Genomic DNA, 21,251 nt, shown 5'->3' with positions numbered 1-21,251 from the left:
GACCCCAAACAGAGCAATCTCATTCGTCGGATTTGCCGCTCGCCAGTGTCTGCAGGTCGGCCAGGTAGTCCGAAAAATTGGCGCGTGCCTTTTGCTGAGCTTCGTCATATGCGGACGCCAACTGCTCGCCCAAGTCCTTCATGGTCTGCCCGACGCTGTTCTGATGCTTGCTGATCACTTGCCCGTACTGGCGCGCGTGATCGAGCCATGCAGACGCGGCGCGCTGTTGCGCGTCGTCGCCGTTGCCAGCCTCGCTCAACGCCCGCTGCCACGAGGCCATGATTTGTTGGAGTTGATCACGGGCCGGGACTTCGGCCTCTTCCAGCTGCTGGCGGCTGCGGCCGTAGAGTTCCTGGGCGCGCGCTGCATATTGCTGCGCCACCTCAAACCCTTTCAGGCAGTAGTTCGAATAGGCATTTTCAGCACTCATGGCGAGCTCCCGCGATCGTGGGCCCTCTGACGGCTCAGGCGCAGAACGTCGCTTGGAAGCGACTTCGTCGGACGAGCGACTTCTACGTCGGACCATGCCGGCCCTCCCGAAAAAACTAGTCGGAGGTAGCGTTGCCGAACGGTCTCGTCTGTCGCTTCCAAGACGAACAGACTCCTGATCGGCCTCCAAATCGGACGGCTTCACTACGCTCTAGCGGCTCGCATCTGCGCCGCGCAAGCAACTTAAAGTTTGCAATACCCATCGTCAACAGATTTATTTTAATCTGTATTATTAAAATAAAATGTTATAGAAAGAAATACAGAAAAAAACTTGCGACAAGCGCCATGACTAATGTCAGGCGCCGATAATTTCTATCTACAATCGAACGCTTCGCCAGAATGTATTTGGCCAAGCGTGACGCACTCGGCGTCAACGTCGCGGTTTGGGTGCACTGGCAGCAAGTCCGGCAATCCATTCAGCAACGGCTGCGAGGTACTCCGGGTTCGGTGGCAGATCCTGGCGGTAACGCTCCGGCGTCGACATTTCGGGCTCGAGCCGGAATAGATGGTCGGCGTTGTGGACTTCCTTGTATGTGGAGCGGACATTGTGGCTGCGGGCGGCGCGGTGCAGCGCTTTGGCATCACGGTCTGCCGATGTCTGAATGTCTTTGTCGCCGTGCAAGATCAGCATCGGACAGCGGACGGCTCCAACCGCTGCGCGTGGATCGGTTTCGAGAACGGCCGGATCGGTGAGCGGTCTCAGGCCCCCGAGCCGCAGTTCCGCGCCATCTGTCCTTGCTTCCCGGTCGAGCCACTGCCGTAGTGCCGCGTCTCGCTTGCCGGCCTCTTCTTCCGACACGTGCAGGCGTGCGCTCTCGCGTGCATTCTGTTCCATCAGGATGTCGCGCAACGGCCTGCCCGGGGGCGCGAGCAGGATCAGACCCGCCGGCGCCAGGGCCGGGTCGGCCGACAACAGCTGCAGGATCACAAGGGCGCCCAGGCTATGACCGGCTGCGAAAAGATGCAGGGCGTCGACATCGGCGCGCGCGGCGAGCCAGCGCCAGGCGGAGGCGGCATCGGCCAGCCGCGTCGCGCCCAAGGGGCGGTCGGCCTTGCCGAATCCGGTTTTGCCTGCTCCGCGCGCATCTATCGCCAGGCTAGCTACGCCGACTTGCGCGAGCGCATCCATCGTCTCGAGTGTCTTCAGGCGCATGCCGGGCGCACCGCCCCAGCGGGTGATGGAGCCCGATCCATTCAGGAACAGGCAGGCCGGACTAGGCCCGGCGGGTTCGCGTCCGTGCACGAACAGGCCGTGCAGCGCGATATCCTCGCTTTCGATCGTAACTTCTTCGCGGTCGATGCCAGGGGGAGGCGGTGGTGGTTCGATGCTTTCCTCGGCGCCGCGAAGGGTCTCAATCGGCGCCGCGTGGAACACCGGCGTGCCCGCCCGCCCGATAAGCGTTCCCTTCTCGTCCATTCCCACGGCGGAGACCAGGGCGCCACTGGCGCTCATGTTGAGCCGTATGCCGATCGACGTCTCCCAGTCCAGCGCTCCGGCAGGCGCGACGTCGAACTCGCGCACTGCCAGCGCTTCGGGCGAAAAGTAGTGAAGTTTCCGCGGACCTTCATCGCGATCGAGCGCGGCAAGACAGCGCGAAAGCTGCAGAAGCAAATTCTGTTGAAGCACGAGGTCGGGTGCGACAGTCAGCGCCAACTCATGCTCGTTGCCGTCGCGCAAGGTCAGGAGCGCGCGGTTCTGACCGAAGACGGCGCGGTGAAGCACGGCGCCGGATGAAAACAGCGAATAGGTCGCAACCTTGCCGTCGTCACCGATTTCAATGACTGCCGCTTCTTGAACAGGCTTGGGTCCGCCAACCTTCTCGGCGTGCGTGGTCCAGTGATATTCGTCGACGGTCGACGATACGCGCCGCCGCGCCTGTTCGACGAAGAGTTCGCCGCGAAGCAAAATTTGGAAACCCTCCATGAGAGGCAAATCGATTGGCTTCATTGCACCGGCTCAGGTCACCGCCGCTTCGTCTTGTCGGGCAAAGCGCATCGATGGCGCCGCCATATCCACGTGCTCGGCATCCTGGCTCGTGTCGGCGGCAACTTGGATCGCCAGCGCAAGGTAGAGATCGTCCTCCTGGAGAACGAGGTCGTTTTGGATGAAGCCTTGCACCGTTTTGGCCACGGTTTCCTCGTCCCAAGCGTGATCGGGGGCAACGCCGCGCAAATTGGCGGTGAGAGAAGCAATGGATTGAATGCTGTCGAGGCCGAGATAGACGAGCCGATCGTCCCCGACCAATATGTAAGGGCGAACCGGGTGATCCGGCCGCAGGTCGATGATCGTAACCAGATCGGTGCCGACGATAGCGCTCAGCGCGGCGTGCCGGTGCTCCTGCTTCCAGTCCTGCGCCTCGCGCCAGGCGCGATTGATCCCCTCCAGCGTCTGCGCGTCGGTGGTCCCGCGGTAGGTGAAGAAATAGGCGATGCGCGCCCGTGCATCTGGTGAAACGCCCGGGTAGCAAAGGTCATAGGATGGGTATGGCTTGATGTCGGAAAGCCCGAAATCGTCCGGCCGGTCGAACATCGGCGAGAATCGGTCCAGCCGAAACGCAGCGAAGGACGACGGCGGGGTCAGGTGACGTATCGACCGCATGAATCGGATGGCTTCCTCATAGTCCTCCGGCCGTTCTCCAGGAAAGCCGCAGAGAACGTTCCAGGTGACCAGCATCTTGTGCTGGCTGACCCATTTCAAGGTCTGCACATTCTGGATGCCGCGAATGCCCTTGTCCATGAGCTTGAGCACATGCGTGTTCAGGTGCTCGATTCCGGGCTGCATCCAGGTCGTTCCCAGGCGTCTGAGAACCCCGATCTGGTCCTTCTTGAGGTTTGCCTTGGTCTCGTAGAACAGCTGCAGCTTGGTGCCGTCCTCCACCAGGGACGGAAACACCGTCGTGAAGTAGCGCATGTCGACAATGTTGTCGGTTGCGAAAAAGGTATGAATCCCCGTGCTGTCGCGCAGATGGCGGAACTCGGCCAGCGCGCGGTCCGCCGACTTTGCTCGGTAGCCGATACCGAGGCCGTTGAGGCCGCAAAAGGTGCAGTGGTGCTTTTCGCCCCACCAGCATCCGCGCGAGGTTTCGATGGTCAGCTCCGGTTCGATGAATTGCGGCGCCGTGGACCGCTCGAACGCGGCGAGGAAATCGCTGTGATCGGGGAAGGGGAGGCTGTCCATGTCGCGGATCGCGGCTTGTGGCACAAGGCTCTCGACCGTTTCTCCTCCCGAACCGCGATAGACAAGGCCGCCAATGGCGGACATGTCCGCACCTTTGCGAACGGCCTCGATCAACTGCGGAAAACTCGTATCGGACTCGCCGCGGCAGACCGCGTCGATGAAGCTGAAGCTGCGATGCAGTTCAAGCCCCATCTCACCCTCGCAATTGGCGCCGCCGAACACGACATGGAGGTTTGGCGCGCGCGCCTTGAGCGCCTTGGCCATGGCGAGGCTCGCGAGGTTCTGTTGAAAGGTGCTCGAGAAACCGACAATGTCGACGTCTTGGAGGTCGATCGTTTCCGCCAGATCGTCGATGTACTGGGGAGCCTGCTCCCGTGCGTAGCGGATCTGGCCCAGGAAGGCGTTGGGGTAGTAATCGCCCGGCGTGGTCCTGGCATATCTATCGAAGGCCTCGTCGGGTAGCGCGTCGTGTCTCCAAAGTGCGCGGCTGAACACCCATTCCCCCGGCAGGTCGTGCGTCGGAGCGCTTTGCGCGATCCTCTGATAGAGCGGAAAGCCGATGCGGTCGGCAAAGCGGTGATTGGCGTAGAATACGTCGCATGCAATGCCTTGCTGTCGCAGACGCGCGGCAAACAGACTTACGCCCAGGGCCGGCCTTTCGATCGGCAGGAACGGCATCACGCACAGCAGCACTTTCGAATTAGCGGCCTTTCGCATTGGCGGCCTCCGAGGCTTGCTGTGTTCGCCGATCCAGTTCGGCGAGGCGGACTTCCAGCCGCGAAAGGCTCGCCAACCGGCTCTCCAGAACCGAAATGCGCGCGGCGAGAGGCTCGATCGCCTTGCCAACCGTGCTTCCAGACTTGAAGGAACCGGTGACGGCGATCGCCGTCACCGCAACCGCCACTGCCACGGCTTCGGCAATGATCGCTACGTCGACGTCGACATAGGCAAACGCTCCGGCCAGGTCGGTCGGGTTGGCGATGCCGACTTCAGGATGATGCGCAAGGATGTACTCGCGCAGCCGGTCGAGTTCCCCACGGCTATGCAGCTCGACTACCTGAGGGTCGAAGAACAGCCGGATGATTGCCTTCTCGCGGTAGCCAAGCGCAATCGTCTGGTCGGCGTCCACGCCATAGGTCCGCAACAACGTTCCGGGATGATCGCAGAAACTGTCGAGCACCCTGCGATCGGCAGCGATGTCGTCGCGCAGCCGGGCCAGCCCGACCGGTGGAGGTGCCGTCACAAATTCCCGCAACAGTTCCCTTTGCCGCATACCAGCCCTCCAGTGTCCACACGGACGAAGACACGGGGGTGAACGCTATGGGCGTCCACCCAGTGATGCCGCGTCAGCGAATGCGCTGCTCGAGACGGGTGACCTTCGCATCGAGCTTGTCGACAAGATTGACCCGAGCCTCGAGCGCCGCCACCTTGGCGCTGAGAATGCCCGCCTCGGCCTCGATCGTTGCCAGCTTGGAAAACCTGTCGGCAGCACCCGCTACAACGATCGCCGCGACTGCCACCGCAACGGCGACGACCTCGACCTCGATCGCCACGTCGAAGTCCGCGACCGCCACTGCGTGTGTGTCGCCGGGATTGGTGATCACGATTTCCCTGTACTTGTCCGTGATGTGGGCGCGCAGGTCGTCGATCTTGCCGTTGTTGTACAATTCGATGACGCGAGGATCGGAGAACATCCGGATCATCGCCTTTTCACGGTCGCCGAGCTTGATGTCGCCGCTCACCGCAAGGCCGTGATCCTTCAGCACCGCTGACGGTTTGTCGACGAATTTCTCGAGTAGGCTCGGGTCGGACGCAAGTCTTTCTGACAGGTTCCTGACTTTTTCCGGAGGGTTATCGCTGACGAGTTTTCTGATGAGATCGCTATCATGCATGGTCTATGGCCTCCTGCCGGGATGAGGCGATTGGCGTATGCCGGGTGGACTGGTCCGGCCATTCTGCCTCGGGTTTTTGATGAGCCAGCCGATAACGGTAAAGGACGTCGTCGCGCCGCTCGCGCCAATGGTGGGCAAGCACGTCGCGCACCAATGCATCGTCATAGAGCGCGCGGCATGCGTCACAGTGATGATTGAAACGGTTCTCCCAGTCGATGCGTGGATCGATCGTGGAAGCCCAGGCGAGTATGTGCTCCGGCCCCTCTACCGCGAGCCATATCTTCAGGAAATCATTGCCGGCGGCTTCCGCGAGTTCCACGAGCGTCGCGTCTTGAAGCGATCCGATCTGCATTTCGGGAATCTGTTCGCGCGTCAAACCGCAGCAGGCGCCGACCTCGCCGCGCGGATTGACCACCATTGTGTCCAGCACGCTTTCACACGGGGCGCGACGGTGAATGTTCAGGTGGTTGGTCAGGCTGGCGGGGCCATGCCGCACGGAATCGCGATCCTCCATCGCCATCCAGGGACTGTCGAACACAATGAGGTTGGGATGGTCGCGGATCGCTGCCATCTCCGGGTGAGAGAGCAGTCCCTGGGCATGAAAAGTCCGGTCCATTTCGCGTTCCACCACGACGACTGCATTCATGCCGAGCCTGATCGCTGCGGCTGCGCCATAGGCGATGCGCTCGACCGGTACGAACTGCTGATGGTGGTCGCCGGTGCTCAAGTTGATTTCACGCAGGCCAGCCCTGTAGAGCGGCTCGAGGCGTGCGTGCGCGGCTTGCACCGATTTCGCCCAATAGCCGTTGGTGACACACCGGCTGGCGAGCCCTCGCTCGGTGCAGCGCGCAACCGCCACGACAAGTTCATCTTCCAGCATGAAGCATTCCCCGCCGGAGAAGACCACAAGCTTCATCGACGGCATCTCCGCCGCCTGCTCAATGGCATCGAGCATGCGCCACAACGGCAGCTTCTCCGCGATCCCCGGATGCGACGCGAAGCAGCAGTTCTCGCAGGCCGCCGTGCATTGGTAGGACGTCAGCAAGGTCAGCGTGGTTGGTTTCCTGCCGGCGGTCATGCGTTGCCCTCCCGCATCTCTCTCAGGACCGGGTCGAACAGCGCGAAATAGGCCGGCTGTGCCTCTGACGCGCCAGCTATCACCAGGGCGATGCGCGCTATCAGCGGACCTGCCTCGAGCACGGTCTGGTCGGACGGCTCGCCGGCCCAGCGCCCGCGCGCGCTCGGCCGCGTCGGAATTGCCGGGTTTGCATCGGGCTGCAGCATGTGGGCAAGGCCGGCTGGAATAAGCACGTCGCGAATTCCGGCCTGGGTGCGGCAAACCTCGGACATCACCGCCTTCCATGGCGCGCTGTAGAGCGCCAGCATCATCAACGCGTCGGCGATATCCAGGCGGTCCAGTCCGTCGACTGCCGTCCGCGCTTCATCGGCCACCTGAGCTGGTTCACAATTCAGCATTTCGGTGACCGCCACATTGGCGAACACCGTGGCGAGCAATGCCTCGAGACGGCAGCGCCGGTCGACAATGCTCCAGAACAGCCGCTGGGCAAGCGGCCGGCGCGGGGTGGGAAATCCTATGCAAAGCAGCCGCCGGACATGGTGCCGCTCGCTTTTTTCGATCGCATCCAACGCGTCAAGCGGCGCCTCGACCGCATTGAGGACGGCGCGATCGCTGAGGAGACAGGATACGAGCCGAGAGACCGAATGGCGGGCAGGGATCAGCGCATCCTCGTCGGCCCCGATATCGATGATCAGCGGTTGGCGCCCCGGCTTTCTTTTCAGTTGCAGATTGATCCGCTCGCGCCCACCCGCGGCAAGCATGATCTCCATCTCCACCGTTTCGTGCCGCGGGCTCGCAACATGCAGTCTGAACTTGCCGGGCGGCAAAGCCCTGAACAGCAAACCGTCGAAGGCGCGGGCGTAGCGAAGGATGCGCCATGTGCGTCCGCTGTCGAGATGGGTCAGTACCGGGAACATGTTTCCTTGCGGGAGCCGTCCGTGCTCGTCGCGTATTTCCAGCTCAAGACAGCACGCGACCGTCGACGACGTCGCTTGGTCAACCGGGGAAAGCATACTCATGGGACGCCGCTCCTGCCGCATCGGTATAACCATCGATGCTCCGAAAATCCGTCCTGACTCCAGAATTACACCCGCACTAAGAAATACCAATCAAGTGATTCGATATATATCTGCTGTTTATACAAATATAAATGCCGCGCCGACTAAATATCAGCGCAGGTTTTAGCACTGTTCCAGATTTTTTTATTATATGTTACTTATATTACATGTTCAAGCGATCCAGTTGAAATTTTCATATCTTCCGGCGAGCCAGGCAGTCGCCGGCCGGTGTCGAAAAGGCCGGCCGCGATCACGCCTCCCCCGTCACGCTCCGCCAGCTCCGACCGCTTCGGTTCGCTCGCGACCGAAATTTCATCCTTCTCGAGAAATCGCTTGAGCAGCCAGTGATCGAGGCGCGCATCGACTTCCTTCGCGCACAAACCTTTCGTGGCCGCGACGCAGACGTCGCAAATCGAGGCGTAGCCGTCAGGGTCGGAGGAGCGATCTGGGCTCATTTCCGCAATCGCCTCATGGAGTGCGCGCGGACCGAACTGATTTATGAACCGGAAATGCGTCCGCGTTTGCATCTCGTCAAACAGATCCGCGAGCGAACGCTCACGCACGTTGCCGACCGTGAAGCTCGCGATCTTGCCGCCGGCGCAGCAGCACGCCTGAAAACTGCCGTCGGGGTAGATGACCGGTCGGTTCACCACTTCTTGGCAAGGCGTGTACGTGTAGGTGGCGAGATCCGAGCGGTAGTGCTCTTCGGGGTATTCGGCGGCGCGTCCGAGGCCGACAAGCCTGCCAAACGAGAGGTTCACCATCTGGGTCAATTCGGGCGGCACTGTATCGGTAGCCACCTGCCTGATGAACTCGTCCTCGTCGAAGAGGCGGATCTTCTCGGTGGGTATGCCGTAAAGTTGCGAGAACAGGGCGACAGGATCGCCCGGCATATTGAGGACCGTGTTGACGATGACCGGAAAGCCGGCTTCCCAGGCGATCTCGATTGCGCGACGGAAAACCTCGGCCGGAAGGAATTCCAGGTGAAATTTGTCGGCACTGAAGTTGAGGGAATCAAGCCCGGCGAGCTGGAGCCGGTAGAGAAGGCGCCGACCGGTGGCTTGATTGCGGCCCCAAAAACCGTTGGTGATCACCCGTGTCGCAAATCCCAGCTGGTTGGCCACGCCAAGCAGGCGCTCCAGGTGTTGCGGGTACATCATCGGCTCGCCGCCGGTGAAGACGATCGTCGACGGCCTGGGATCGAGTGAGGCCGCCTCGGTGATGCAGCGCTCCGCCAATTCCATGGCCATGCTGTCGAAATTGTCCGGGCCGGAAAGGATGCCGCAATGGCGGCAGGCGATCGGGCAACGGTGCGTGAACATGATTCCCAGTTCGAGCGGGCGTTGAAGGTCGGTACCGGTCGCATTCATCGTGCGGCCTCCCGGTGACGGGGCTGCGCCGTCTTTGCCGTCGCCGCCCGCAGCCCGGCGTTCGACCAGACGCCACCGCCGGCCGCGCCCAAGAGCGTCGCAAGCGCGGCAAGCTCCTCGAGCCCGCCTTGATTGCCCTCCTCGCCATCGAGCGGCTCCTCGATGATCTCGAAGCGGCCGTAGTCGAACGGCACGCCGGGGGCACGCTCGACCAGACGGATCCGCTCGCGCAGGCCCTGTCCCGCGAGCGTCAGTGCCCGGTGGTGGCAGAACGGGTTGTTCCCGGGGCGCCCGAACAGCGCATGTGCCGTCCATGTGCAGCCGGCCTTGCAGCGATCGGCGTGTTCGCAGGTGGCGCAGAAACCCCACAGATCGGAGCGCGTCCTGGCGCCGAGGCCGCGCATACGCTCACTCGACCGCCACATGTCCTCGATAGAGCTGGTGCGCACCGAGCCCGCACCATAGTCGGCGCTCGGCAAGGAGGGACAGCCCTTCAATGTGCCATCGGCTTCAAGGCCCAGCGCAGCCTGGCCCGCGAGGCAACCGCTCCATGTATGCCCGTCGGCGCCGCCGTAGCGCAGATAGGGCTCGTGCGGACCGAAATAGCCGATGTTGTTGCCAGGGAAGAGCTGGACGCCGCCCGGCTCCAGCACCGTCCGCTTGAGCCTTGCGAGCAGCGGCATCACGTTGAGCATATCGTAGGGCTGCAGCAGAAGGCCCGGGCGGTCTGCCGCGCGGCCGAGCGCGACCGTCAGCTGCACTTGCCAGGCGCTCGCGCCGATCTCGATCAACAGGTCGGCAAGCGCTGGCAATTCCGGCAGGCTAAGCCGGTTGATCTGGGTGTTGACGCTGAGGCCGATCCGGCCAGTGGCCATGATCCGTCTCGCTGCGTCGAGTGCTGCTTCGTAGCTGCCGATGCGGCCGCGAAGGTGGTCGTGCGTCGCGCCGATGCCGTCGATCGACAGGCCGATCCGCCTGATGCCGGCCGCGAGCGCTTCCTGGATGCGGAAATCATCGAAGCGATAGCCGCCCGTCACCATGGTGCAGGCCATTCCGGCCTTGGTGACTGCGCTGGCGATGTCGACCCAGTCATCCCGCAAATAGGCCTCGCCGCCGATCAGCGTGACCTCGCGAACGCCAAGCGCCGCAAGCTGCTTCACGGTGTCGAGCGCCTCCTCGAGCGTCAGCTCACCAGGGCGTTCGGCGCCTGCCCGCGAACCGCAATGCCGGCATCCGAGATCGCACTTCAGCGTGATTTCCCAGACGCAGACGCGTGGTGGCTCGGACGGGCCGGACCACCAGCGCACCGTCTTCGTCGGATCGCCATCGTAGACGTCAAGCATTGGGCGCACCATCACTTCACACGTGCGAGAAAGGCGGCGAGCATGTCGGCGTTCACCCCCTCGATGGCAACGCCATCCGGCCCGACGATGGAGAAGCTGAGCTTCTCCTTTGGAAAGCGAGCCAGTTCGCGCAGTGACCTCAACTGCTCGACCGATGTCAGGGCCAATGATCCGGCTGCCGCCACTTGCGTAGATGAGGACGTCACCACGGAGACGCCGTAGATGACCACCGCCGAGGCAACCGACACGTCGATCCCGGGTTTGCCGCCCCCGGCTGCCGACCCCTTCCAGCCGATTACGCCGAACCGCTCCCACAACTCCCCTGCCGTCAACGTCTCCGGCTTGGCCCGTGCGAACTCGTCTTGCCACTCTCGCCCTGAAAACACGTGTTCGAGTTTCTTCAGCAGATCCCGTTCGTCGATGCGGTCGGGAAGCGCCAGCACGTCGGGGTTCAGCCCCTCTTCGGACAACACGTCCTTGGGCGATTGGACAAAGCGGTGGCGAAAGTCCTTGTCCTTGCGCAACCGGTTGATGAAACTCGCCGCTTCGGTTCCCATGACAAGCTCCTTGTTCTTCGCATGCTTGCGGGCGTCGGGCCGCTCAGCGCAGGCGGCCGACCAGCGCCTTGATCGCTTCGATGCCGAGGCCGTGCAGTGATCTCCCGTCTGGTCCGCTCACCGTAAAACTGAGGGCCGTTGCTGGCAGCCGGGTCAATTTGCGCAACCGGCCGAGACGCGCCAACTCCACATCCGTGCGGGCTGCGCTGCCCTGCGCCGTAACAAGGGATATGACGGAGGTGGTTGCCGTCGTACCGTAGATGATGCTCGTCGCTGGGATCGACGGCGACGCAAGATCATAGTTGACGCGGATGAAATTGAACTTGTCCCACAGTTCCTGTGCCGACGCATGCCTCAGTGTGGCCGCATCCGGCGGAGCGGAGGAAATTTGCGCGTCGATACGCCGTTCCAGCGCGTCGAAATCGATCTTGGAAGGCAGGTCAAGGAGATCTGGATCGAGCCCGCTCGCGCGAAGAACGCCGCGCGGATCATCGGCGAATGCCTGCCGGAACGCTTTGTCCCTGTGGAGCTTCTTTATGAAATCTGCATAAGGCGACACCATAGGTTCCCCCTACGCTGAGCGCGTTGGCCATGCCTCTCGAATGTGACAATCGTCAGTTCGCCAGCGTAATATTGTTTCCAAATTCGCGGCGGAAACTTAAAGATTACTACCCTATCGCCAGTTTTCAGGCAAGAAAAGTACGTTATTTATCCGTTGCTAATGTGAGTTAAGAAAGGGTTTACAATCAGGCTCACATCGAATGCGAGGCCGTGTTTGGCCATGCCGTTGATCCTGACGCCGATTCGGCGCAGCATCCCCTTGCGGTAGCGCGAGCGGACGCGGCGCTGCGGACCGGCAGCCCGAACCGGCAAATGGTCGAACAGGAGAGCTCTCATTCACCGAAGGCTGACAGCGCTCATTGTGATGGTATTGAGCGGCATCGTCGCGGCACTTTTCACGTCGCCGGATGCACGCGTTGCGGTCCACTGGTCGGCGTCGGGCGAAGCGGACGTCTTTGCGGGCCGGTGGGTCGCATTGCTCGGTGCGCCGGCACTGCTCGCCGTGCTGTGGATGGTCCTGCAACTGTGGCCGAGACGCCGGGTCGAGAACAGGCAGGCACCCGGCGAACCCGCAAGAAGTTTTGCGCCGGACCAGGCGTGGCTCATCGGCCTTTTGCTGCTCATCCTGCTGCAGGCCTTCTTGATTGCTTCGGCGCTTGGATTCCAGACGAACCGCCTTCGGCTGATGCCCATTGTCCTCGGCGTGATCATGACCGTCGTCGGTGCTCGAATGCCGCTCCTGCAGCCCAACCGATGGTTCGGCATCAGAACACCCTGGACCCTTGCGGATCGGGACGTCTGGACGAGAACTCACCGTTTCGGCGGCCTCGTCTTTCCAGCGGCGGGGCTGCTCACCGTGTCGCTGCCTCTTTTCGGCTTGTCGGACGATCGCGTCGGCCCGGCGGTGCTGGCTATCCTGCTGACCGCAGCACTCGCATGTGTGGCCTATTCGTGGTGGATATCCCGGCGCCGGAACGGCTCAGGGTGATACGCAATCCAGGCTGGCCCCGTTCAGCAGTCGAAGCCACTTGGCTGAGGACGTCTCGCACGGGGCGTCATCCAGTCCGATCGCGGCAGCGCGATTATTTAGCGCTGCCGCCATCTTCCGAACGGAATTCGATTCCGTCCATCGTTTCCTAAATCTGGTTTACTCCCATATTGGCGAAGCGGACGGGATCGGCCCTCTCCAGCCGCAACGCCAACATGTATCCGACCACGGCGGCGGCCGGAATCAACGCCGGCAGGATGATCCCGAGCACGCCCCCGGTGGTGCCGGTGAGGTCGCCGAAATGCAGGAAGATATAGATGAACAGTGCGGCCATGATGAGCCCTGACAAGGCAGGCAGGATCACGGTCGACAGCGCCGGCGCGCCGATGTGTTTCTTGCGGAAGAACACGATGACCGCGAGCGAGGTGACGGTCATCATGCCGAGGACGCCGAGCGTGCCGACCTGGCTGATCCAGGTGAACATGTTGAGCACCGGGTCGAGTCCGAGTCCGGCGAAGATCGCCAGCACGACCAGGGCGCCGATTGTCTGAGCGACCGAGCCGATGTGCGGGCTCTGGTGATCCGCGTGGGTGCGGCCGAAGGCAGCGGGCAGCAGGCCTTCGCGTCCCGCCACGTAGCTGTATCGAGCGATGTAGTTGTGGAAGGCCGACAGCGCGGCAAACAGGCTCGACACCAGCAGAATGCCGGCGACGGTCGGCACGGGTCCGCCGACATAGCGCCCAGCAAGATCGAAGAAGAGTGCCGAGGGATCGCCGTAGCCCTGGATGGTCGGCACCAGTTTCTCGGAGCCTATGCCAACGATCATCAGCCAGGTGGTGAAAACGAAGAAGATGCCGATCATCAGCACCGAAAGATAGGTGGCGCGCGGAATGGTCTTCTCCGGGTCGCGGGCTTCCTCGGCGTAGATCGTCGTCGCTTCGAAGCCGATGAAGGATCCCAGGCAAAACAGGATCGCGGCAGTCAGCGAACCTGAAAACATCGCGTTCGGATCGAACAGGTTCAGCGCCAGCCCGTGCGCGCCGCCCTTGCCGAGAATTGCAAAATCCACGACCAGGACGATCAGGTATTCGAGCGCGACGGCCACGACCAGAACCTTTGCCGACAGGTCGACCTGACGGTAGCCGAGTATGCCGACCAGCAGGACGGCGATCAGGCTCCATCCCCACCAGGGCAGGGTCAGCCCGAGTTCGCCGAAGACACCAGCGGCAATGCCGCCCAGGAGGCCGATCAGTCCAAACTGCATGGCGTTATAGGCAACCACCGCCACGAGCGCCACGGCGCCGGCGACCCGCCCGCCGAGACCGCGCGCGGCATAGGCGTAGAAGGCGCCGGCATTGGTGACATGCCGCGACATCGCCACGTAGCCGACCGAAAAGGCAAGCATCACCAGCGTCACGAAGATGAAGGTTGCCGGAATGCCGGCGCCGTTGCCCAGCATGAACGCCAGCGGCATCGCGCCGGCAACGCCGGTAAGCGGGGCCGCTGCCGAGATGACCATAAAGGTCACGGCGATCAGGCCCAGTGAATTCCTGCGAAGTTGGTTGGTTCCTGCGGTACTCATTTGGGTGGTTCTCCCTCTGTGTTCCCCATGGCCGATTGACCGGTCCATTGTTGGTTGTTGGTTGACGTCTGTTTTCGTTCACACGGCCGTCCGGCCCCGGCCGTCATTCCTCTCCGTTGGCGAGATGCCCGAAGGAACCCCGGCACCTGGCGAGAAAGTGCTCGACCGAATCGCTCCTTTGATTGCCGCGCGGCGTGATCGCGATGACCGCCCCCTCGGGAAAGTCGTCATCCAGAGGTATGGCTAGGATCTCCTTGCCGTCGTGGGCGGTCCTGGTCTGCGGCGCCTGCGGAACGATGGAATATCCAAGCCCGTGGGCGACCAGACCTCGCACCATGGCGAAGGATGGCGACTGAAAGCGAATGAGCGGCGGAAGCCCGTTGCGCTTGAACAAGGCATCCGTGGCCACGCGGACGGAAGGATAGTCGAGCAGTATCATGGGTAGGTCCGCCAGGTCGGCGAGCCGCAGACGGGGCCTTTCCGCCAGCGCGTGATTGGCGCTCAACAACACATGGGGAGCCGGCGGGCAGATGAGTTCGGCGTCGAGATCAGGCTCGTTCACCTGTCCGAAGGTGATGGCCGCCTCGATCCTGCCGGCGCGCATCTGTTCGATAAGGTCGTCGTGGTCGGCTTCCAGAAGACGGATGTCGACATCAGGCTGCTGGCTCGCAAAGCCGGCGACAAGCGCCGGCACGAACTGCGGCCCAAGCGTGATGAAAAAGCCGATGCTGAGGTGGTTCGCCGGGTGCGGCGGCCGATGGTCATCCGGCGCGATCGGGATGGCGCGCCGGTAGCCGCGATTGCCGTAAACCAGCGGCGAGCGCTGCGCCGAAAGGTCGATGGTCTCGGCCTCGCCGATGAACAGGAAATGGGTTCCCCACAGCAAGGCTGTCTTGAGTTCGCAATCGAGCGAAACGACGGCGCCATCGATGACCGGCGCGCCGGTAGCACCGGGGTGCCAGGCGATCGCGCCGAACCTGTCGTCGTTCAGATGTTTGAGACGGCCGGAAAAGAGATCCGAGACGAAGCTCTGATTGCCGCTGAGCACATTGGCGCAGAACCGCCTGTTCCTCTTGATCGCCTCGCATGCGGGGCTGAGGTGATGGACGCTGATCAGCAAGGAGGGCCGGCTGGTGTCGGCCGACACCGACGTCATCGATGAAACGGTCACACCGAAACGACCTGCCTCGCCGTCCGTGGTCACCACGGTGACCGCCGCGGCAACGCGGCTCATGCCTTCGATGAAACGGGCGCGCAGGTCGGTATCCATGGTCGTTCACCCCAGGTCGAAGAAACGTTCCAGTTCCACGTCCGGAACCTTGCGGCGGAATTCGTCGTGCTGGCACTCGCGGGTGGCCGTGAACGCCTCGACAAAGCGCGGCCCCAGCCAGTCCTTTGCGAAACTCGATCCGCGCAGCCGTTCGATCGCCTCTGGCATCGAGCGGGCGAAGTCGCGGGCGGGTTTCTGCGCATAGCCTGAGCCGATGGTCTCGGCGTCGGGCTCGATCTCGCCTATGACACCGGCGATCCCGGCGGCGATTGTGGCCGCGGCCGAGAGATAAGGGTTGGAATCGGCGCCCGGCAGGCGATTTTCCACCCGCAGCGTTCCTGCGTCATGGCCGACCAGGCGAAAGCATGTGGTGCGGTTTTCAAAACCCCAGGTCAGGCCGGGCGGCGCAAAGGTGCCCGGTGCGAAGCGGCGGTAGCTGTTCACCGTCGGCTGGAAGACCAGCGTCATGTCGCCGATATAGGCTTGGAGACCGCCAAGGAAGTGGCGGAAGGTGCGGCTGACGCCGTTCTTTTCCTTTGGATCCCAAAACAGCGTCTTGCCATCCTTGTCCTTCAGGCTGATGTGCAAATGGATCGACTGGCTGTCCGCCTTTTCGTTCCAGCGCGGCATGAAGGTGACGGACCGGCCTTGCCGCAACGCCAGCGCGCGGATGAAGTTCTTCAAGAGGACGAGTTGGTCGGCCGGTTCCGTACCTACGCCTGCTCCGATGCAGGCCTCCATGAAGCCTGCGCCGATCTCCTCGTGCATCTTGGCGAGGTCGATCTTCAGCGGCTCGCAGATTGCGGCCAGCGCCTCGTACCATTCGGTCTGGACAACCTGATAGAGGATCAGGTCGTGGCTGGCGTGAGCCGTCGCTGTCTTGAGGTTGCGGTAGCCCTTCGCCTTCGCGCTTTCCGGTGTCTCGTCGAAAAGTGTGTATTCCAGCTCCATTCCGTATTTCGGCACCAGCCCTGCTTCGCCGGCGCGGGCCAGCACCGATTTCAGGATCGCCCGCGGACATATCTGTGCCGAGGCGCCGGTATAGTTGGACAGGACCAGCAGGTCATGCCCCGGCTTCGACCATGGCAGGCGGCGGCCAGAATTCGGGTCGACCTGCAAGGGGTCATCGTGAAAATCGCCCTTGTCGTCGTTGACGCCCGGGATGATGAGCATCACATCGGTCGGGTCCAGCGCCAGTTGCGCGGGAGCCATGCCCATGCCGTTTTTCGCGATGCCTTTCAGGCTGCTGGTCGAGACCATCTGCCCGCGCAGCAGCCCATTGGTGTCGGTCATCGCAACCGTGGCAAAGCGGCTGGCCGGATCGGCCAGGTAATCGTCAACTGTCATGTTGCACCTGATTGAGGGAATGGGCGCCGATAAGTCGCGCGAGTTCGGCGAGATCGGTCTCGGGCTGTGTCGAATAGGCCTTGAGGAATACGCGCAGGCCGTTGTTCAGATAGCGGGCGACCTCGGCGCGCGACGGGAAACGATCCGGCATGTAGAGGGCCTTGGTGCGCGGTGCCGAAAGGATCAGGCCCCACAGATCCTGTGCCGCCAGTTCGGCGTCGTCGAAAGCCAGTCGGCCCACGCGCCGCTGGCCTTCCAGATAATCCATGATGCCGCGCAGCAGGCGGTCCGGGCCCACCTCCTGATAGGCGCGGCCGATCTCCGGAAAGCGCTGCACCTCGCCGATGATGAGCCTGGCCAGGGACAGGAGGTCCGGACGCAGCACCGTGTCGGCATAGTCCCAGGAAAACTCAAGGAGGTCGGCCACCATCCCGCGCTCGGAAGGATGTTCGAAGATATCAAGCATCTGGTCGCGCTCGCCCAGCATCATGGCCGAGAACAGCGCCTCCTTTGACTGGAAGTACTGGTAAAGCGTCGGCTTCGACAGTCCCGCCTCGATAGCAACGGCATCCATGTTGGCGCCGGAATAGCCTGTTTCGGAAAAGACCTTCAAAGCGGCCGCCAGGATGCGGCGCTCGCGCTCGATCTTGTTTTGCTGTCGGCGGGACAAGGCGGTCATCTCGGCAGGTTCCCCAGAAAGTCCAGCAGGATCCGGCTGTAGGCCTCGGGCTGCTCGACATTGCAGACATGGCCGGCATCCGCGATGGTCTCGTAGCGGATGTCGGGCCGGGAGACCTGGCCCAATATTCGCTCGGCGACACCGCGGATCTCCGACGGCGGAGCCAGCCGGTCGTGTTCGCCGGTCATCATCAGCACCGGCATGGTCAGGCGTGAGAAATCGAAACGCTCGGACGGATTGGTGAAACAGACCAGCGCGTCGCGGTAGCTCGCCGACGGGATCGCCGCCATCGACTGGAGGAGCTGCGTCTTCACCTCGTCCGAAGCGTTCGGTCCTGCCAGCACTTTCACCACCGCCGGCGCGAAGTCGGCCGGCGTCTGGCCGGCATCGAGGGGCACCTTGCGGCTGACGCGGAAGGCCTCGCGTTCCTCTGAACTGGCTTCCGACATGCCGGTGCAGCCGCCCGACAGGACCAGCCCGGCCAGCATGTGCGGATAACGCATGGCGAAAGAGGTGGCGATCCACGAGCCATAGGAAAGGCCGACCAGAACCAGCCGGTCGGCGCCGAAGTTTTCCTTCACCCGCAAAATATCGGCGCAGTAGTCGTCCACCGTCGACTGGTTTCGCCCGAGCGCGCTGCCGCCATAGCCTCGCAGGTCGAGTGCGGCCGCACGCATCACGCTGCCGGCGGCCGCGAGTTGCTGCAGCCAGTTGCCACGCGATCCGCCTATGCCGTGCAGGAACAGGCAGAGCGGCCCATCGCTGTCCGGCGTCGTTGTCAGCCCGAGGCGGGGATCGCCATCGATGACGATGTCGCGCATGGCAACAGGGGCGGGTAGAGGCGGCGGCTCCGCGCTGCGGACCTTAAGCGCTTTCTCCGAAAGCGCGGCGATGCCCATCTCGAAGATCGCTTTCGTGCCCTTGCAGATTTCCTGCAATCGCGGGGAGGCCGCCTCTACATCTACGCTCCAGCGCACGATGCAGCCGCCCCGACCGTCGGCGGCGATGGCGATGCGGCCGTCATAGGCCTCGGCGCCGGCGATGCCTTGGAGATGCGTATAGGCGAGCGTGCGCTCGCTGTCGCTAAGCCAGGTGAGCTGCTCGCGATAGACGGTGTCCTCGCCGTTGATGGTGAAGCTGCGGACCAGCGCACCGCGCTCGTCGTGCTCCGCGCGCATGGTCGCGATGACCGGGTGCCATCGACCGCAGAAATCCGCGACGATGGACCATACCGCCTCCGGTGAGGCGGCGCAGGCGCCGATGACCTCGACCGTTTCGCGTGTCATCGGCGTCTACCGGACCGACCGCAAGGCGCCGTGATCGCCGCGCCACAGCGACATGCGGGCGCCGCCTTCGTCGCCCGGAGCGGAATCGATCTCGTCCATGTCATAGAGTGCGAGGACCGAAAGGTAGTCTTCCATGATCTCCGAGGTGTAAGGCAGCATCAGCGCGCCGCATCGGCTGTCGCGGTACATTCGCTCCAGCGGCAAGGACTTCAGCATCGACTGGCCGCCGCAGGTTCGGATCGCCATAGAGGTCATCTCGGCCGCACCCTCCATGACGTTGTATTGGGCGGCGTACATGCGCAGCACCTCGCCCTTGGTCGGGAAGCCCTTGGCTTCGCTGAAAGCCTGCCACCAGAGCGCGCGCATGTTGGCGAGCCGCGCATACATCTTGCCGACGGCGACGCGCTTGGTCGCATACATGCGCCGGTCGATGGACGGCTGACCCGGGATCTTGCCCTTCAGGTAATCCACCATGAAGTCGAAGGCGCCTTGCGCCACGCCCATGTAGGTTGGCGACAGTGTGATCATCATATGCGGCCAGTTCGGCAGGGTCTTGCCGAAGATGCCGCGCGGCATCAGCATGTCCTGCTCGGTAACGAAGACATCCTTCAGGATGAGGTCGCGGCTGTTGGTGCCGCGCATGCCGAGCGGATCCCAGTCACCCTTGACGCTGAGGCCCGGCGCGTCCTTGTGGACGACGAACAGCATCGTGTCCTCGTGACGCGGCTCCTGGCCTTCGAACACCTCCGTGCAGACGATGGTGTAATAGTCGCAATAGCCGGCGAGCGAGGCGAACTTCTTGAAGCCGTTGACCTTCCAGCCGCCGTCCGTCTTGCGGCACTGCGTCTGGTTCGGCTTCGAAGTCCAGTTCTGTCCGCCCTCGGAGATCGGCTGCGAATAGATCGCCTTTTCGGCGATGGCGCGGCGGAACTGGCGCTCGCGCAGCGGCGCGAATGCAGCCTTCTCCTCAGGTGTCAGGTTCGGCATGTCGACCATGAAGCGTGACCAGGCCATGGACGAGTTGTGCATGTTGAAGGTCAGCGCGGTGGCGCCGCAATATTTGCCGATCTCGGCGCCGACCATGGCATATTCGAACATCGAATAGCCCCAGCCGCCGAATTCCTCAGGGATGCAGAGGCCGAGAAAGCCCTCGGCCGCCAGATCCTTGTAGTTCTCGACCGGGAAGGAGGCGTCATCGTCGATCCCCTTGGCGCGCGCCGCGAACTTGTCGCGGCCAAGCTCGTTCACCAGCCGCAGCTTGGCCTGCACCTCGGGGCGGATGCGTGAGAGGTCGTAGTAATCAACGATATCGCTCATGGTTTTCTCCGAGGGCGTCAGGACGCCAATTCGCCTTGCAGGACGCCGTCACTGACGACGACTTTCCCGTCCAATGTGATCGTGCAGTTGCGCATCGGCAGGTCGAAATGACCGAGCGTGTAGCGGCCGGCATACTGGTTCGCCCCCGTGGACCACAGGAACGATCCTGCCAGGGCGCGGAACTCCACCGCCTGCATGTCACGCTTGTCGTACATGGCGGCCGAGACCCACCGGGCGCGCGGGTGCATGCCCCAGCCGACGTGGCTCATGCCGTAGGCGTTGCGGTCGTTCCAGGCCTCCATGTATTCGCGGAAATGGATAGCATCGACGCCGTCGCCCTTGATCGCGGTGACGAAGTCGTCCTCGACGGTGAAATCGATGCGGCTCGCAAGCGTCGTCTTGAACGTCAGGTTCATGTCGCCCACGTCCATCACGATCCGGCCGTTGACGCAGTTCCTTCCGGGGAAGGCGAGGCAGAGCCCGCCCGGCCAGTGCGCCACCGATCCCGGCGTCGTTCCGAAGCCAGGTGTGCCGCCGCAAGGTGCGTTGCGCAGGTCGATGACCAGATCGGTCCCGGCCGGCGAGGTGACGCGCATCTCGCTCGCCTCGCGCAGCATACGCACGCCCAGCGCCACCTTCGGGCCAAGATCGGCCGTCGGCTCCGTGCGCTCCAGGATCTCGGGATGCTCGTTGCAGATCACAAGCAGGCGCGTGCCGCCGGCCGCCTCGATCTCGGGCCATTCCGGAGCATGGATAAGCCCTTCGACCGTGCAGTCGACGATGACCTCGACGCGCTTCAGCGTCTCGATAACAGCGCGGTTGCCCTGGATTGCCCAGGAGGTGCCGGTGGATTTCACCGGCACCGGCGCCGTCTGGCGCGGCGTCGGCATCTGGATCATGCAGAACTCGGCGCCTTGGTCGTGCAGGGCGAGTTCCGAGAGGTGGATCAGCACCGGACGCGACTGCGTCTCGGACAGGATCGCGACCCTCGTCCCCTTGCCGATCGCATTCAGCGCGAAGACGCGCCGGAAGCAGTCCAGCCAGCGTCCTTCGATGCGCTCTTGCAACATCGCTAAACTCCCATTGACGATCCGGCTTGTTTCGGATTTCTTAACTTGTGAGTTAAGTTTTCAGTTTTGCGGCGACTTGTCAATGAAATTTTCGAAGATTTTTCGTATTTTCGATAGCCAGTTGATTTCTGCGCTCAGATCCAGTGGGATCGTCACCGCAACTGACTGCTGAGCCGAACCCTCGGC

Annotated in this window: 19 protein-coding genes; 1 reads left to right on the top strand and 18 read right to left on the bottom strand. The window is 62.8% G+C overall.

The features are described from left to right. Positions 1-19 precede the first annotated feature (19 nt). The 11 genes from AC0ZT5_RS28535 to AC0ZT5_RS28485 all read right to left on the bottom strand — a co-directional run bounded on the left by AC0ZT5_RS28535 (position 20) and on the right by AC0ZT5_RS28485 (position 11,524). A complete protein-coding gene (locus AC0ZT5_RS28535) occupies positions 20-430 on the bottom strand; it encodes a hypothetical protein (protein WP_095080432.1) in 411 nt (136 codons plus the stop codon). Positions 431-859: 429 nt separating this feature from the next. Beyond that, on the bottom strand, positions 860-2,437 hold the full coding sequence (locus AC0ZT5_RS28530; protein ID WP_488499142.1) for an alpha/beta hydrolase family protein: 1,578 nt from the start codon (positions 2,435-2,437) through the stop codon (positions 860-862). Between the two features lie 9 nt (positions 2,438-2,446). After that, positions 2,447-4,384, bottom strand: coding sequence for a RiPP maturation radical SAM C-methyltransferase (locus tag AC0ZT5_RS28525; protein ID WP_488499141.1), 1,938 nt, complete (start codon positions 4,382-4,384; stop codon positions 2,447-2,449). Next, positions 4,368-4,940, bottom strand: coding sequence for a hypothetical protein (locus tag AC0ZT5_RS28520; RefSeq protein WP_488499140.1), 573 nt, complete (start codon positions 4,938-4,940; stop codon positions 4,368-4,370). Before AC0ZT5_RS28520 ends, AC0ZT5_RS28525 begins: the two co-directional genes overlap by 17 nt. A 73-nt stretch (positions 4,941-5,013) precedes the next feature. Next, the gene (locus AC0ZT5_RS28515; RefSeq protein ID WP_488499139.1) at positions 5,014-5,559 is read right to left on the bottom strand and encodes a hypothetical protein; all 546 of its coding nucleotides are present in this window, start codon (positions 5,557-5,559) and stop codon (positions 5,014-5,016) included. Further along, positions 5,552-6,637 carry a hypothetical protein gene (locus tag AC0ZT5_RS28510; protein WP_488499138.1) on the bottom strand — a complete coding sequence of 362 codons (1,086 nt, stop codon included), beginning with the start codon at positions 6,635-6,637 and terminating at the stop codon, positions 5,552-5,554. Before AC0ZT5_RS28510 ends, AC0ZT5_RS28515 begins: the two co-directional genes overlap by 8 nt. Further along, positions 6,634-7,677: a hypothetical protein gene (locus AC0ZT5_RS28505; RefSeq protein ID WP_488499137.1), complete on the bottom strand. Its 1,044-nt coding sequence runs from the start codon at positions 7,675-7,677 to the stop codon at positions 6,634-6,636. Before AC0ZT5_RS28505 ends, AC0ZT5_RS28510 begins: the two co-directional genes overlap by 4 nt. A gap of 176 nt (positions 7,678-7,853) precedes the next feature. Continuing rightward, positions 7,854-9,017: a radical SAM/SPASM domain-containing protein gene (locus AC0ZT5_RS28500; RefSeq protein WP_488499193.1), complete on the bottom strand. Its 1,164-nt coding sequence runs from the start codon at positions 9,015-9,017 to the stop codon at positions 7,854-7,856. A gap of 44 nt (positions 9,018-9,061) precedes the next feature. Continuing rightward, complete coding sequence (locus AC0ZT5_RS28495; RefSeq protein ID WP_488499136.1) at positions 9,062-10,408, bottom strand: radical SAM protein; 1,347 nt, start codon at positions 10,406-10,408, stop codon at positions 9,062-9,064. An 11-nt stretch (positions 10,409-10,419) separates the two neighbouring features. Next, on the bottom strand, positions 10,420-10,965 hold the full coding sequence (locus AC0ZT5_RS28490; protein ID WP_488499135.1) for a hypothetical protein: 546 nt from the start codon (positions 10,963-10,965) through the stop codon (positions 10,420-10,422). A 43-nt stretch (positions 10,966-11,008) separates the two neighbouring features. Next, on the bottom strand, positions 11,009-11,524 hold the full coding sequence (locus AC0ZT5_RS28485; protein ID WP_488499134.1) for a hypothetical protein: 516 nt from the start codon (positions 11,522-11,524) through the stop codon (positions 11,009-11,011). Between the two features lie 372 nt (positions 11,525-11,896). Here AC0ZT5_RS28485 and AC0ZT5_RS28480 point away from each other — a divergent pair, with 372 nt between their 5' ends. After that, positions 11,897-12,514 carry an SdpI family protein gene (locus AC0ZT5_RS28480; protein ID WP_488499133.1) on the top strand — a complete coding sequence of 206 codons (618 nt, stop codon included), beginning with the start codon at positions 11,897-11,899 and terminating at the stop codon, positions 12,512-12,514. Between the two features lie 148 nt (positions 12,515-12,662). Here the strand turns inward: AC0ZT5_RS28480 and AC0ZT5_RS28475 are convergent, their stop codons facing one another. The 7 genes from AC0ZT5_RS28475 to AC0ZT5_RS28445 form a co-directional block, all read right to left on the bottom strand. Beyond that, entirely contained in the window at positions 12,663-14,096 is a 1,434-nt protein-coding gene (locus AC0ZT5_RS28475) for an APC family permease (RefSeq protein WP_488499132.1), read from the bottom strand. Positions 14,097-14,199: 103 nt separating this feature from the next. Then, the gene (locus AC0ZT5_RS28470; RefSeq protein ID WP_488499131.1) at positions 14,200-15,366 is read right to left on the bottom strand and encodes a LysR substrate-binding domain-containing protein; all 1,167 of its coding nucleotides are present in this window, start codon (positions 15,364-15,366) and stop codon (positions 14,200-14,202) included. A 6-nt stretch (positions 15,367-15,372) separates the two neighbouring features. Further along, positions 15,373-16,713 carry a glutamine synthetase family protein gene (locus AC0ZT5_RS28465; protein WP_488499130.1) on the bottom strand — a complete coding sequence of 447 codons (1,341 nt, stop codon included), beginning with the start codon at positions 16,711-16,713 and terminating at the stop codon, positions 15,373-15,375. Next, on the bottom strand, positions 16,703-17,392 hold the full coding sequence (locus AC0ZT5_RS28460; protein ID WP_488499129.1) for a TetR/AcrR family transcriptional regulator: 690 nt from the start codon (positions 17,390-17,392) through the stop codon (positions 16,703-16,705). Before AC0ZT5_RS28460 ends, AC0ZT5_RS28465 begins: the two co-directional genes overlap by 11 nt. Next, a complete protein-coding gene (locus AC0ZT5_RS28455; RefSeq protein WP_488499128.1) occupies positions 17,389-18,678 on the bottom strand; it encodes an alpha/beta fold hydrolase in 1,290 nt (429 codons plus the stop codon). The genes AC0ZT5_RS28460 and AC0ZT5_RS28455 overlap by 4 nt, the downstream gene beginning before the upstream one ends. Positions 18,679-18,684: 6 nt before the next feature. After that, positions 18,685-19,995, bottom strand: coding sequence for an acyl-CoA dehydrogenase family protein (locus AC0ZT5_RS28450; RefSeq protein WP_488499127.1), 1,311 nt, complete (start codon positions 19,993-19,995; stop codon positions 18,685-18,687). A gap of 17 nt (positions 19,996-20,012) precedes the next feature. Beyond that, complete coding sequence (locus AC0ZT5_RS28445) at positions 20,013-21,065, bottom strand: 2,5-dihydroxypyridine 5,6-dioxygenase NicX family protein (RefSeq protein WP_488499126.1); 1,053 nt, start codon at positions 21,063-21,065, stop codon at positions 20,013-20,015. Positions 21,066-21,251: the final 186 nt, after the last annotated feature.

The organism is Mesorhizobium sp. CNPSo 4670 (assembly GCF_057784235.1).
The sequence above is the reverse complement of the archived record's forward strand: the minus strand, read 5'-3'. Positions and strand labels throughout refer to the sequence as shown.

What these genes read in the sequence shown, in the direction of transcription:
- AC0ZT5_RS28535 (WP_095080432.1), bottom strand. Translation starts at nt 430, where the DNA reads ATGAGTGCTGAAAATGCCTATTCGAACTACTGCCTGAAAGGGTTTGAG.
- AC0ZT5_RS28530 (WP_488499142.1), bottom strand. Translation starts at nt 2,437, where the DNA reads ATGAAGCCAATCGATTTGCCTCTCATGGAGGGTTTCCAAATTTTGCTT.
- AC0ZT5_RS28525 (WP_488499141.1), bottom strand. Translation starts at nt 4,384, where the DNA reads ATGCGAAAGGCCGCTAATTCGAAAGTGCTGCTGTGCGTGATGCCGTTC.
- AC0ZT5_RS28520 (WP_488499140.1), bottom strand. Translation starts at nt 4,940, where the DNA reads ATGCGGCAAAGGGAACTGTTGCGGGAATTTGTGACGGCACCTCCACCG.
- AC0ZT5_RS28515 (WP_488499139.1), bottom strand. Translation starts at nt 5,559, where the DNA reads ATGCATGATAGCGATCTCATCAGAAAACTCGTCAGCGATAACCCTCCG.
- AC0ZT5_RS28510 (WP_488499138.1), bottom strand. Translation starts at nt 6,637, where the DNA reads ATGACCGCCGGCAGGAAACCAACCACGCTGACCTTGCTGACGTCCTAC.
- AC0ZT5_RS28505 (WP_488499137.1), bottom strand. Translation starts at nt 7,677, where the DNA reads ATGCGGCAGGAGCGGCGTCCCATGAGTATGCTTTCCCCGGTTGACCAA.
- AC0ZT5_RS28500 (WP_488499193.1), bottom strand. Translation starts at nt 9,017, where the DNA reads ATGTTCACGCACCGTTGCCCGATCGCCTGCCGCCATTGCGGCATCCTT.
- AC0ZT5_RS28495 (WP_488499136.1), bottom strand. Translation starts at nt 10,408, where the DNA reads ATGCTTGACGTCTACGATGGCGATCCGACGAAGACGGTGCGCTGGTGG.
- AC0ZT5_RS28490 (WP_488499135.1), bottom strand. Translation starts at nt 10,965, where the DNA reads ATGGGAACCGAAGCGGCGAGTTTCATCAACCGGTTGCGCAAGGACAAG.
- AC0ZT5_RS28475 (WP_488499132.1), bottom strand. Translation starts at nt 14,096, where the DNA reads ATGAGTACCGCAGGAACCAACCAACTTCGCAGGAATTCACTGGGCCTG.
- AC0ZT5_RS28470 (WP_488499131.1), bottom strand. Translation starts at nt 15,366, where the DNA reads ATGGATACCGACCTGCGCGCCCGTTTCATCGAAGGCATGAGCCGCGTT.
- AC0ZT5_RS28465 (WP_488499130.1), bottom strand. Translation starts at nt 16,713, where the DNA reads ATGACAGTTGACGATTACCTGGCCGATCCGGCCAGCCGCTTTGCCACG.
- AC0ZT5_RS28460 (WP_488499129.1), bottom strand. Translation starts at nt 17,392, where the DNA reads ATGACCGCCTTGTCCCGCCGACAGCAAAACAAGATCGAGCGCGAGCGC.
- AC0ZT5_RS28455 (WP_488499128.1), bottom strand. Translation starts at nt 18,678, where the DNA reads ATGACACGCGAAACGGTCGAGGTCATCGGCGCCTGCGCCGCCTCACCG.
- AC0ZT5_RS28450 (WP_488499127.1), bottom strand. Translation starts at nt 19,995, where the DNA reads ATGAGCGATATCGTTGATTACTACGACCTCTCACGCATCCGCCCCGAG.
- AC0ZT5_RS28445 (WP_488499126.1), bottom strand. Translation starts at nt 21,065, where the DNA reads ATGTTGCAAGAGCGCATCGAAGGACGCTGGCTGGACTGCTTCCGGCGC.